Annotated in this window: 10 protein-coding genes; 8 read left to right on the top strand and 2 right to left on the bottom strand. The window is 66.9% G+C overall.

What is annotated here, in order from left to right:
• Positions 1-25 precede the first annotated feature (25 nt).
• The 4 genes from thiE (at position 26) to WHH00_RS05900 (ending at position 5,252) form a co-directional block, all read left to right on the top strand.
• Entirely contained in the window at positions 26-775 is a 750-nt protein-coding gene (gene thiE / locus WHH00_RS05915) for a thiamine phosphate synthase (RefSeq protein ID WP_406637309.1), read from the top strand.
• Between the two features lie 76 nt (positions 776-851).
• Entirely contained in the window at positions 852-2,381 is a 1,530-nt protein-coding gene (locus WHH00_RS05910; protein ID WP_406637307.1) for an RNB domain-containing ribonuclease, read from the top strand.
• Positions 2,382-2,682: 301 nt separating this feature from the next.
• Entirely contained in the window at positions 2,683-4,371 is a 1,689-nt protein-coding gene (locus WHH00_RS05905; protein WP_406637305.1) for a DEAD/DEAH box helicase, read from the top strand.
• A gap of 8 nt (positions 4,372-4,379) precedes the next feature.
• Positions 4,380-5,252 carry a DNA-methyltransferase gene (locus WHH00_RS05900; RefSeq protein WP_406637303.1) on the top strand — a complete coding sequence of 291 codons (873 nt, stop codon included), beginning with the start codon at positions 4,380-4,382 and terminating at the stop codon, positions 5,250-5,252.
• Between the two features lie 71 nt (positions 5,253-5,323).
• Here WHH00_RS05900 and WHH00_RS05895 read toward each other — a convergent pair whose 3' ends face one another.
• Positions 5,324-6,172 carry a PHP domain-containing protein gene (locus WHH00_RS05895; protein WP_406637301.1) on the bottom strand — a complete coding sequence of 283 codons (849 nt, stop codon included), beginning with the start codon at positions 6,170-6,172 and terminating at the stop codon, positions 5,324-5,326.
• Positions 6,173-6,307: 135 nt separating this feature from the next.
• Between WHH00_RS05895 and WHH00_RS05890 the strand changes: the two genes are divergently transcribed.
• Positions 6,308-7,894 carry an aminopeptidase P family protein gene (locus WHH00_RS05890; protein ID WP_406637299.1) on the top strand — a complete coding sequence of 529 codons (1,587 nt, stop codon included), beginning with the start codon at positions 6,308-6,310 and terminating at the stop codon, positions 7,892-7,894.
• A gap of 82 nt (positions 7,895-7,976) precedes the next feature.
• Here the strand turns inward: WHH00_RS05890 and WHH00_RS05885 are convergent, their stop codons facing one another.
• The gene (locus WHH00_RS05885) at positions 7,977-8,879 is read right to left on the bottom strand and encodes a general stress protein (RefSeq protein ID WP_406637297.1); all 903 of its coding nucleotides are present in this window, start codon (positions 8,877-8,879) and stop codon (positions 7,977-7,979) included.
• A gap of 77 nt (positions 8,880-8,956) precedes the next feature.
• Here WHH00_RS05885 and WHH00_RS05880 point away from each other — a divergent pair, with 77 nt between their 5' ends.
• From WHH00_RS05880 to WHH00_RS05870, 3 genes are read left to right on the top strand one after another with little or no spacing between them, the layout of a single operon-like run.
• A complete protein-coding gene (locus tag WHH00_RS05880) occupies positions 8,957-10,240 on the top strand; it encodes a magnesium transporter MgtE N-terminal domain-containing protein (protein ID WP_066277496.1) in 1,284 nt (427 codons plus the stop codon).
• Positions 10,224-10,925 (top strand): DUF1003 domain-containing protein, encoded by a 702-nt coding sequence (locus WHH00_RS05875; protein WP_174176464.1) that lies wholly within the window; start codon positions 10,224-10,226, stop codon positions 10,923-10,925. The genes WHH00_RS05880 and WHH00_RS05875 overlap by 17 nt, the downstream gene beginning before the upstream one ends.
• Entirely contained in the window at positions 10,925-12,067 is a 1,143-nt protein-coding gene (locus WHH00_RS05870; protein ID WP_406637295.1) for an Mrp/NBP35 family ATP-binding protein, read from the top strand. The genes WHH00_RS05875 and WHH00_RS05870 overlap by 1 nt, the downstream gene beginning before the upstream one ends.
• The last annotated feature ends 61 nt before the right edge of the window (positions 12,068-12,128 follow it).

The following is a 12,128-nucleotide window of genomic DNA, read 5'->3' as shown; positions in this document are numbered from 1 at the left end:
GTGTAGAGGAACTAGGCTGGCTCCCATGAATGTGTCCCACCCGCCTGCCGCCGCTTCCCGTCCGTCCGGTACAGACGCCTTTATCAATGCGGAAGGCAGTGCCGGGCTCCACAATGCGCGCCTGTATCTCTGCACGGATGCGCGCCGCCGCCAGGGCGACTTCGAACAGTTCGTGGATGCCGCGTTCGCGGGCGGCGTGGACATCATCCAGCTCCGGGACAAATCCATCGAAGCCGCCGAGGAGCTGGAACTCCTGGCCGTCCTGAAGGAGGCAGCGGTCCGCCACGGCAGGCTGTGGGCAGTAAACGACCGCGCGGACGTTGCTGTGCTCTCCGGCGCCCCGGTCTTCCACATCGGCCAGAAAGACCTTCCCCTCAAGGCAGCCCGGACGCTGCTGAACGGGAACGCCGCAATTGGCCTGTCCAGCCACAGCCCTGACCAGGTGGACGCCGCCCTGGCCGCTGCCGCCGGCCCCGCCGCACTCGACTACTTCTGCGTGGGCCCCCTGTGGGCAACACCCACCAAGCCCGGCCGCGCCGCCGTCGGCCTGGACCTGGTGAAGCATGCGGCCGCCGCCTCCGCGGCGCAGGGGCAGGGAAAGCCCGACGGCGGCGTGCCCTGGTTCGCGATCGGCGGGATTGACCACGGCAACGTGGAGCAAGTGGTGGCGGCCGGTGCCAGCAGGATCGTTGTGGTCCGGGCCATCACGGAAGCCGATGATCCGGCAGCAGCCGCCGCATCGCTGCTCGGCGCCCTGGACGCTGCCCGCCCCTGACGCGGAGCCGGATCTGCGGCGCATTCTGTGCCCGGCACCGTGCATAATTTACGAAATTCGGGCTACGCTGATTTTCGTGTCACATCATCGGCTGGCCCCCAATGTCCACGAGCACACCAACGCCCTCGAGGCTGCACTCAGCGCCCTGCGGACGGAGCTTGAGCTGCCGAACGAGTATCCAAAAGATGCCGTGAAGGACGCCGAGGCCGCGGTGTCGGCACTGCAGCTGCCAGCCCATGACCTCACCGGCATCGACTTCATTACCATCGACCCGGCGTCGTCCACAGACCTTGACCAGGCGCTCTACATTGAGCGGGACGGCAGCGACTACCGCGTGCTGTATGCCATCGCCGACGTACCCGCCTTCGTGGCTCCCGGCGGTCCGCTGGACGCCGAGACACGGCGCCGGGGCCAGACTTTCTACACACCGGACGGCCGCATTCCGCTGCACCCGGAAGTCATCAGCGAGGGTGCAGGAAGCCTCCTGCCGGGGCAGGACTGTTCGGCCTTCGTTTGGGATTTCCGCCTTGATACCCGCGCCGAAGTCACCGCCGTGACGGTAAGGCGGGCACGGATGCGCAGCCGCGCCAAGCTCAGCTACAAGGGCGCCCAGGCGGAACTCGACGGCGGCAGCCCTTCAGCCGTCCTGGTCCTCCTCAAAGAGGTGGGGCTCAAGCGCGTGGAGCTGGAGCGCGCCAGAGGCGGTGCCAGCCTCAACATGCCGGACCAGGAGATCGTCCAGCTTCCCGACGGCGGCTACCGGATTACGGCGGCCCCGCAGCTGCCCGTGGAAGACTGGAACGCCCAGATCTCGCTCATGACGGGCATGGCGGCGGCGCAGCTGATGCTGGCCGGCAAAGTGGGCATCCTCCGCACCATGCCCTCACCGGACGAGCGTTCCCTGCACCATTTCCGGCTCCAGACAGAGGCCCTCGGAAAGCCATGGGACGGTGAGGTGAGCTACGGCGAATACCTCCGCAGCCTGGACCCCACCGATCCACGCCAGCTGGCCATCATGCATTCGGCGGGAATGCTCTTCCGGGGCGCTGCGTATACGGCATTCGACGGCACGGTCCCCGAAGACGCCGTGCAGTCAGCCATTGGCGCCGCCTACGCCCACACCACCGCACCGCTGCGCCGCCTGGTGGACCGCTTTGTCCTGGTGACCTGCGAGGCGTTGTGCAACGGCGGCGAAGTGCCCGGCTGGGTCCGTGATGCGCTGACGTCGCTTCCCGAGATCATGGCCGGCTCGGACCAGCTGGCGTCCCGGATGGAGCGCATGGCCCTGGACACGGTGGAGGCCGCGCTCCTGGTCAACCACATCGGGCAGGAGTTCGACGCGATCGTCATCTCCGGATCCAAGCCCCAAAAGGAAAACGGGAACGGCGGCAACGGCAAGAACGGCAACGGGGGCAACGGTAAAAACGGGAACGGCCGCAACGGCAATGGCAACGGGGGCTCCGGCATCATCCAGATTGCCGAACCTGCCGTCACGGCGCGCTGCGCCGGCGAGCTGGAGGCCGGCACTAAGGTCCGGGTGCGCCTGGTGTCCTCGGACATCGCCACCCGGGAAGTGCATTTTGAACTGGTCCCGCCGCTGTCCTGAGCCGGGCTGTTTTCCTTCCTGCCGGCAGGCACGGCGGCCCAAAGCCGGGTTTCCCTGCCCTTGCGGCTAGACTGGAGAGGTAGAAATGGATGCCCGGTCGTTGATTTCCTTGATTTGAAACCAACAAGCCCGCCCCTACGCGATCTTGAGAAACACCCGCTGGTCACCAGTGCCAGCATTTTAGATAGCCCGCGATCGGCTTCCACTGGAATTGCTTGCGCGCCTGAGCGTGCTCCGGAACGGCCCAGGCCGGCCCGTTGAGCAGGCAGCGCCATTGCCCAAATGAATAAGGAAACTCCACGTGAGTGAATTGCATACCCACCAGCTTCTGACGGACGACTCCGGCACCGAAACGATCGAGCCGGAAGAAACCATCATCTCCGACGAGAAGCCGCACGAGATTGAGGAGAAGTCCTTCGCGGACTTCAACGTCCGCGCCGACATCGTGGAATCCCTGGCGGACGCCGGGATTACCCATCCCTTCCCCATCCAGGCCATGACCCTGCCGGTGGCCCTCTCCGGCCACGACATTATCGGCCAGGCCAAGACCGGTACCGGCAAGACCCTGGGCTTCGGCATCCCCGCCCTGCAGCGGGTCGTGGGCCGGGACGACGCCGGCTACGAGAAACTCGCGGTCCCCGGCGCACCGCAGGCCCTGGTCATCGTCCCTACCCGCGAACTCGCGGTGCAGGTGGCCAATGATCTTCAGACTGCCTCCCGCAAGCGGAACGCCCGCATCGCCACCATCTACGGCGGACGGGCCTACGAGCCCCAGGTGGAAGCCCTGAAGAACGGCGTGGAGGTTGTGGTGGGAACCCCCGGGCGCCTCATCGACCTTTACAAGCAGAAGCACCTGAGCCTGAAAAACGTGAAGATCGTCATCCTGGACGAGGCCGACGAAATGCTTGACCTCGGCTTCCTGCCCGACGTCGAGACCCTGATCGCGGCCACGCCGGCGGTCCGCCAGACCCTCCTGTTCTCCGCCACCATGCCCGGGCCCGTCATTGCCATGGCCCGCCGCTACATGACCCAGCCCACCCACATCCGCGCCGCTGACCCGGACGATGAAGGCCTCACCAAGCGGGACATCCGCCAGCTGATCTACCGTGCGCACAGCATGGACAAGATCGAGGTGGTTGCCCGAATCCTCCAGGCCAAGGGACGCGGCCGCACCATCATCTTCACCAAGACCAAGCGCACCGCGGCCAAGGTTGCCGAGGAACTGGTGGACCGCGGCTTCGCGGCAGCAGCGATCCACGGCGACCTGGGACAGGGTGCGCGCGAACAGGCACTCCGGGCGTTCCGCAATAACAAGGTGGATGTCCTGGTGGCAACTGACGTGGCCGCGCGCGGTATCGACGTGGACGACGTCACGCACGTCATCAACTACCAGTGCGTGGAAGACGAAAAGATCTACCTGCACCGGGTGGGCCGCACCGGCCGCGCCGGCAACAAGGGCACCGCCGTCACGTTCGTGGACTGGGATGACATGCCGCGCTGGGGACTGATCAACAAGGCCCTGGGCCTGAGCGTGCCCGAGCCCATCGAAACCTACTCGTCCTCCCCGCACCTCTACGAGGAACTGGACATCCCGGTGGGAACCAAGGGCCGGCTTCCGCGCGACAAGCGCACCCTCGCCGGAGTTGACGCCGAAGTGCTCGAGGATCTGGGCGAAACGGGTAAGAAGAACGCCCGCGGCGGCCGCGACGCCGGCAGCTCCCGCGACCGCGATGGCCGTGGCCGCGACAGCAGGGACCGCGGTGCCAAGCGCGAAGGCGGCCGCAGCGGCGACTCCGCTGCCCGCTCCGGTGAGCGCCGCCGTCGTACGCCTGAAGCAGCCTCAGCACCCGCTGCCGCCGGTGACGCTCCGGCTGCAACCGAGGCCGAGCAGCCTTCACGCACCCGGCGCCCCCGCACCCGCACCCGGCGCCGCAACGGTGAAGTGGTGGGCGGCGGAAACGCTGCACAGCCCGGCAGCACCGAGGCCTAATACCCTTCATGACTGACACTGTCTGGGCGCCGGACGGCAGCAGCCTGGTGGTCCACGCGGACAACGCGGACTTCCTCCCCTCGCTGCCGGACGGCGCCTTCACGCTTATCTATGTGGACCCCCCGTTCAACACGGGCCGGGCCCAAAGCCGCCAGCAGACCACCATGGTGGCCAATGCGGACGGCACCGGCGACCGCGTCGGCTTCAAGGGACGCTCCTACGACACCATCAAGGGCGCGCTCCACCGCTACGACGATGCCTTCAGCGACTACTGGTCCTTCCTGGAGCCGCGCCTGGTGGAGGCGTGGCGGCTGCTCGCGGAGGACGGCACCCTGTACCTGCACCTGGACTACCGAGAGGTGCACTACGCCAAGGTGATGCTGGACGCGATCTTCGGCCGGGAGTGCTTCCTGAACGAGATCATCTGGGCCTACGACTACGGCGCCCGGGCCAAGAACCGCTGGCCCACCAAGCACGACAACATCCTGGTGTACGTCAAGAATCCAACGAAGTACCACTTTGACAGCGCCGAGGTGGACCGGGAACCGTACATGGCACCGGGCCTGGTCACGCCTGCCAAACGCGAACTGGGCAAGCTGCCCACGGACGTCTGGTGGCACACCATCGTCTCCCCAACCGGCAAGGAAAAGACCGGCTACCCAACGCAAAAACCCGAGGGCCTCATCCGCCGGGTGGTGGCAGCGTCCAGCCGGCCCGGTGACTGGTGCCTGGACTTCTTCGCCGGTTCCGGAACGCTGGGCGCGGTGGCCGCCAAGATGGACCGCAGGTTTGTGTGCGTGGACCAGAACCAGCCGGCCATTGACATCATGGCCCGGCGCCTGGGTGCCCACGCCCAGTTCACCGCCTACCCTCCCAACTAGGTAGCAGCAGATGTCGTTTTGACGGTTCAAAACGACACTTGACGCTACTTACTTGGGGAGTCAGCGCGCGATCAGGGGCGTACGACGGCGGTCCCGGTCCCCATCTCCTCGATCCGCGCAAGGACGTCCGGATCGGTGAGGTTCTCCCCCAGCAGGTTGGGTTTGCCCGTGCCGTGGTAATCCGATGATCCGGTGACCAGGAGGTCATGCTTGCTGGCCAGCCGCCGCAGGAAGGCGCGCCCCTCCTCCGGATTGTCCCGGTGGTTGATTTCCAGGCCTGCCAGGCCGGCGTCGATCATCTCCTGGTACACCCGCTCGCCCACGATCCTCCCGCGCGAGGACGCCACGGGGTGGGCGAAGACAGGGACTCCGCCGGCGGCACGGACAAGTTCGACGGCGATGGCCGGCGCGGGTGCGTAGTGCTGGATGAAGTAGCGCGACCGCGAGGTGAGGATGGAGGCGAAGGCCTCCGAGCGGTCCTCCACCACGCCGGCGGCCACGAGGGCGTCCGCGATGTGGGGACGGCCGAGGGTAGCGCCCGGGGCTACATGGTGGATGACGTCGTCCCAGGTGAGGGGGTAGTCCTCCGCGAGCAGGGTGACCATCCGTTCGGCACGGGTATGCCGCGCGTCCTTGGCCTTGGTGATTTCCTCAAGGAGTCCCGGGTGTTCCGGGTCATGCAGGTAGCTCAGGAGGTGGACGCTGATGCCCTCCTCCGTCCGGCAGGAAACCTCCATCCCGGGGACCAGGGCTACTCCGTGCTCAACGGCCGCAGCGGACGCCTCATCCCAGCCGGCCGTGGAATCGTGGTCCGTCAGCGCAACGACGTCCAGGCCGGCACGGGCAGCAGAAGCCATGACGTCTGCGGGATTCTCGGTGCCGTCCGAGACATTGGAGTGGGCATGCAGGTCAATCCTCACCTGTCCAGAGTAGTTGACCCGGCGTTCACCCTGCGTATGCGCGGCCGCACCAACCGGCCGGCCCCGCGCCGCAGGGAGTCCGCACACTGGCTCCGCCTGTTCGCATAGCCGCGGAGCTGGTGAGACGATGGTGCCGTGAAAGATGCCGAAAACACCCCCACCTCTGCTTTCCAGCCGCTGGAAGAGCGCGTCAACAATCGCTCACAGCGGCCCAGCTCCGACGCTTTCAAGGCCTTCATGGCCGGCAACTGGGCGCCCGCAAGCCAGGAGCTCCCGAAGCGTGACGCCGTAGCCGGCTACGCCGCAACCCGGCGCCGGGCAATCTCCGGACAGTTCAAGGGCGAGCGCCTGGTGATCCCAGCCGGCCCGTTGAAAGTCCGCTCCAACGACTGCGACTACCGCTTCCGCCCACACTCCGGATTCGCGCACCTCACCGGGCTCGGCCTCGACCACGAGCCTGACGCCGTCCTGATCCTTGAGCCCGTCGCGGAAGGAAAGGGCGACGACGGCGGCCACCACCGGGCGACGCTTTACTTCCGGCCGCTGGCCGGGCGGGACACCGAGCAGTTCTACGCAGACTCCCGGGCCGGCGAATTCTGGATCGGCGCCCGCCCCACCCTCGCCGAGTTCGAGGCCCGCCTTGGCCTGGCAACGGCCCACATCGACCAGCTGGAGACCGCCATCACCAAGGACGTGGGCGCCCCGGAAATCGGCGGCATCTCCATCCGGCTGGTCCGCAAGGTGGACGAGAACATCGACGCGCTGGTGGACACTGCCCGCTACAACACGGCGAAGGACCCGGACAACCTGGACCTCGCCGTCCTCGATGCCCTGGACGAAAAACTGAGCGAAGCCCTCTCCGAACTGCGCCTGCTCAAGGACGACTGGGAAATCGAGCAGATGAAGCTCGCGGTGGCAGCCACCGTTGAAGGGTTCGAGGAAGTGGTGAAAGTCCTGCCGCGCGCGCTCACGCACGCCCGCGGGGAGCGCGTGGTGGAAGGCGCCTTCTTCGCCCGGGCACGCGAGGTGGGGAACGAGCTGGGATACGACACCATTGCGGCCTCCGGCAACAACGCCACGGTTCTGCACTGGACCCGCAATACCGGCAAGATCCACGCCGGAGAGCTCCTCCTGCTGGACGCCGGCGTTGAAGCGGATTCCCTGTACACGGCAGACATCACCCGCACCCTTCCCGCCGGAGGGAAGTTCACGGACATCCAGCGCAAAGTGTACGAAGCAGTGCTTGACGCCGCGGACGCCGGCTTTGCCGCCGCACAGCCCGGGGCAAAGTTCAGCGACATCCACACCGCAGCCACCACCGTCCTGGCCGAGCGGCTTGCGGCGTGGGGGCTCCTCCCCGTGACGGTGGAGGAGGCCATCAGTCCCGAAGGCCAGCAGCACCGCCGGTGGATGCCGCACGGCACCAGCCACCACCTGGGGCTGGACGTCCACGACTGCGCCCAGGCCAAACGCGAGCTCTATCTGGACGGCATCCTCACAGAAGGAATGGTGTTCACCATCGAACCCGGACTGTACTTCAAGGCCGAGGACCTGGCGATCCCGGAGGAATACCGTGGAATCGGCGTCCGGATCGAGGACGACGTCCTGATGACGGCAGACGGCCCGGTCAACCTGAGCGCTGCCCTGCCGCGCAAGGCCGAGGACGTGCAGGACTGGATGGCGGGCATCTACCGCGAAGCCGACGGGGCCCTGGAAGCGTAAGCAACAACGAAAAAACGGGGCTGCCGGAACAATATGTTCCGGCAGCCCCGTTTTTGTCCTCGCCCGTTCGGCTGCCCGCAGGCTACTGCCGCGGCTCACCCGGGTGCTGCTCAGGTGCGTCCTGCTGACCGTCAACGCGCTGCCCCTGCGTGGGCTGCTGGCCGCCCTCAGGGTGGCCGGCGTCAGCGGCGGGAGCCTGCGGCAGCCGGACCCCATACTGCGGCCGGCCGTCCGGCAGGTCCGGGTACCGTACTGCCCGTGCCGGGGCGGGCTGCTCCTGCGCGTCCTGGGCGGCAGCAGGCTGGCCCTGGTTCTCCTGGACCGGATGTGCCTGTGCGGAGGACCCGGAGGACTGCTGGCCGTAGGGATCGTTCCACCCTGACGGGCGGGCCGGACCCTGGCCGGGCTGGTTCTGCTGGTAGGGCTGGCTGTTGTAGTCGCGCTGGGTGTAAGGACCCCCTCCGGCGGCCGCATCCGAGCGGGTCATCGGCAGCTGCTGGAGCAGGCGCCGCGCCTCGTGGGCAGCCTCCGGCGACACCACGACGTCGTAGCTGGTGGCCACCACCTGGTTGGTGGAGGTGAAGTCGCGCTTGCCGCGCTGCATGGCGTAGGTGACGATGCCGAAGAGCATAAAGAACGCTGCGCCCATCAGCACTGAGGTAAGAATGGAGAAGTACCCCGGTGACGGTGCGAAGAAGGACAGCATGACACCCACGAACAGGCCGAACCACATGCCGCTCAGCGCTCCGGAGAGTGCAACCCGGGGGTAGCTCAGGCGGCCGGTGACCCTCTCCACCATCTTCAGCTCGTTCCCCACAATGGACACCATGTGGACCGGGAACTGCTGGTCCGCCAGGTAGTCCACGGCCTTCTGGGCATCCAGGTAGGACGTGTAGGAACCCACGGTATCGCCGGTGGGAACGGCCCGGGCTTCATCCATTCCGCCGGGCCCGCCGGCCTTGGGAGCACCAAATATGTTTGCCATACCCCCATTCTTGCCCATGAGCATGTGTGCTGCCTGTAAATTCAGCTAAAAGAGAGCAGACTCGGTAGCCTGTAGGAGTGAGCACAACTCCTACCCGCGTCTTCGTGGCGCGCCTTTTGGGCCTCGACGTCTTCGACCCGCTGGGCGACCGGCTGGGCCGGCTGCGCGATGTTGTTGTGCTGTCCCGGGGAACCCAGGGCGCACCGCACGTGGTGGGCATCGTCGTCGAAGTTCCCGGCAAGAAGCGCGTCTTCGTGCCGATGACGCGCATCACCTCCATTGACCAGACCCAGATCATCTGCACCGGGCTGGTGAACCTGCGCCGCTTTGAACAGCGCGGGGCCGAAACGCTGGTGGTGGCCGAGATGTTCGACCGCCGCGTCACCCTACGGGACGGCAGCGGCGACGCCACCATCGAAGACATCGCCATGGACCAGCACCGCTCGCGCGACTGGTTCGTCAGCAAGCTCTTTGTCCGCCGCGGCCACTCCCTCTCCCCGCTGAGCCGGCTCCGCCGCAACGAAACCCTCATCATCGACTGGGCCGACGCCCTCCAGGGACCGCGCACCGAACCGCAGGCCGCCACCCAGTTCGTGGCTAACCATGAGGACCTCAAACCCGCGGACTTCGCCGAAGCGCTACAGGAGATGAGCGACAAACGCCGTTTCGAAGTGGCGAGCGAGCTGCAGGACGAGCGCCTGGCGGACGTCCTCCAGGAGCTCCCGGAGGATGACCAGGTGGAGATCCTCTCCGCCCTGGACGTCCAGCGCGCAGCCGACGTGCTGGAGGAGATGGACCCTGACGACGCCGCCGACCTCCTTGGTGAGCTCCCCTCTGCCCAGGCGGAGGAGCTGCTCCAGCTGATGGAGCCCGAAGGAGCAGAGGACGTCCGGCGCCTGCTGGAGTACGACGAGGACACCGCAGGCGGGCTCATGACCCCGGTGCCGGTCATCCTTCCTCCCGAGGCCACGGTGGCCGAGGCCCTGGCCCACGTTCGCCGCGAGGAACTCTCCCCCGCGCTTGCCTCCTCCATCTTCATCGCACGGCCGCCGCTGGAAACGCCCACCGGCCGCTTCCTGGGTGTTGTCCACATCCAGCAACTGCTCCGGTTCCCGCCGTTCGAGCCGCTCGGCAACCTGGTGGACAAGAACCTGGAACCTCTGTCGGACCAGGCCCACATCAGCGAAGTGGCGCGGACGCTGGCTACCTACAATTTGAACTCCCTCCCCGTGGTCAATGACGCCGGCCGGCTCGTGGGGGCGGTGACTGTTGATGACGTCCTGGATCATCTGTTGCCGGATGATTGGCGCGCCCATGATGGCGAAGCCCCGATAAGAAGGCTTGGTGGCCGTATTGGCTGAGAGCAGCGCACCCAAGAATCCCAACCAGCGGACACCAGCCCGGAAAACCGCAGACAAGGGCAGCCTGGATACGCCACTGAGCGGGCGCCAGCGCATCCTGCCCAAGTTCTCGCCGGATCCCGACGCCTTCGGCCACGCCACGGAAGGCTTTGCCCGTTTCATGGGCACGCCGCAGTTCCTCGTCTACATGACGGTCTTCGTGGTCATCTGGCTGGCCTGGAACACCTGGGCGCCGCTCGAGTGGCAGTTCGATTCCCGCGCCCTCGGCTTTACCTTGCTCACCCTGATGCTGTCCCTGCAGGCCTCCTATGCCGCACCGCTGCTGCTGCTGGCCCAAAACCGGCAGGACGACCGCGACCGCGTCTCGCTCCAGCAGGACCGCCAGCGCGCCGAGCGCAACCTGTCCGACACGGAGTACCTGACCCGGGAACTCGCATCCCTGCGGATTGCGCTGCGCGAGGTTGCCACGCGCGACTACGTCCGCGCCGAACTCCGCTCACTGCTTGAGGACATGCTGGAGGCCCAGGAGGAGCTCCGGACCCATGATCCCTCCGGCCAGGGGCAGCACGAGTCCCCGCGCGACAAGGTCAAGGAAAAACTCAAGGAACAGCGGGACCGGCAGCGAAACCCGCGCACCCAGCAGATCCCCCGGGTCAAGCCCGGCCATTCCACCCAGGACCGTTAATGAGCGAACACATTGCCAACACTGCGTTGGCTGAGGCAGTCAACGCTGCCCTGGCCACGGTGATCGATCCCGAACTCCGCCGCCCCATCACCGAACTGGGCATGGTTGAGTCCGTCTCCGTTGACGGCGCCGGCAGGGCCAGCCTGGTTGTCCTGCTCACCATTTCCGGCTGCCCCCTGCGGGACACCATCACGGCCGATGCCACAAAGGCGCTGCTGGCAGTTCCCGGCGTGGCCGCCGTCGACGTTGAACTCAAGGTGATGACCCAGGAACAGCGCGATGCCCTCAAGGAACTGCTCCGCGGCGCGGGAGGCCAGCGCGGGATCCCCTTCAACGAGCCCGGTTCCCTGACCAGGGTCTACGCGGTGGCAAGCGGCAAGGGCGGGGTCGGTAAGTCCTCGGTGACCGTTAACCTTGCCTGTGCCCTGGCAGCCCAGGGTCTGCGCGTCGGCATCGTGGACGCGGACGTCTACGGTTTCTCCGTCCCGGCCCTGATGGGCATCACGCAGCCGCCCACCCGGGTGGATGACATGATCCTCCCCCCTGTCGCGTACGGGGTGAAGGTGATTTCCATCGGCATGTTCGTCAGCGGCAACCAGCCTGTCGCCTGGCGCGGGCCGATGCTGCACCGCGCCCTGGAGCAGTTCCTCACCGACGTCTATTTTGGCGACCTGGATGCCCTGTTCCTCGACCTCCCGCCCGGCACCGGCGACATTGCGATCTCCGTGGCCCAGCTGCTGCCCAAGGCGGAAATCCTGGTGGTCACCACGCCGCAGGCTGCTGCCGCCGACGTCGCCGAGCGCGCCGGCGCCATCGCGACGCAAACGGGCCAGAAGGTGGCGGGAGTCATCGAGAACATGTCCTACCTGGAAATGCCCGACGGCGGAAGGATGGAATTGTTCGGCAGCGGCGGCGGGCAGGTCCTCGCCGAACGGCTGACGGCAACGGTAGGGGCGGAGGTGCCGCTGCTAGGCCAGATTCCGCTGGACATCCAGCTGCGGGAGGGCGGGGACGCGGGTGTGCCCATCGTCCTTGGCCAGTCCGGGACTCCTGCTGCGGCGGCACTGTCAGGCATCGCCGGGCAACTGGCAGCAAAACCGCGTGGGCTGGCGGGGATGAAACTGGGGCTTCAGCCGCGCTGAGCCGGCGGCACCCAGCCGGCAAGGCTAAGCCAACTCGGTCAGGCAGCTGAATGCAGTGTCG

The organism is Pseudarthrobacter quantipunctorum (assembly GCF_045291495.1).
Classification (GTDB): Bacteria; Actinomycetota; Actinomycetes; order Actinomycetales; family Micrococcaceae; genus Arthrobacter; species Arthrobacter quantipunctorum.
The sequence above is the reverse complement of the archived record's forward strand: the minus strand, read 5'-3'. Positions and strand labels throughout refer to the sequence as shown.

What these genes read in the sequence shown, in the direction of transcription:
- thiE (WP_406637309.1), top strand. Translation starts at nt 26, where the DNA reads ATGAATGTGTCCCACCCGCCTGCCGCCGCTTCCCGTCCGTCCGGTACA.
- WHH00_RS05885 (WP_406637297.1), bottom strand. Translation starts at nt 8,879, where the DNA reads ATGGCAAACATATTTGGTGCTCCCAAGGCCGGCGGGCCCGGCGGAATG.
- WHH00_RS05900 (WP_406637303.1), top strand. Translation starts at nt 4,380, where the DNA reads ATGACTGACACTGTCTGGGCGCCGGACGGCAGCAGCCTGGTGGTCCAC.
- WHH00_RS05870 (WP_406637295.1), top strand. Translation starts at nt 10,925, where the DNA reads ATGAGCGAACACATTGCCAACACTGCGTTGGCTGAGGCAGTCAACGCT.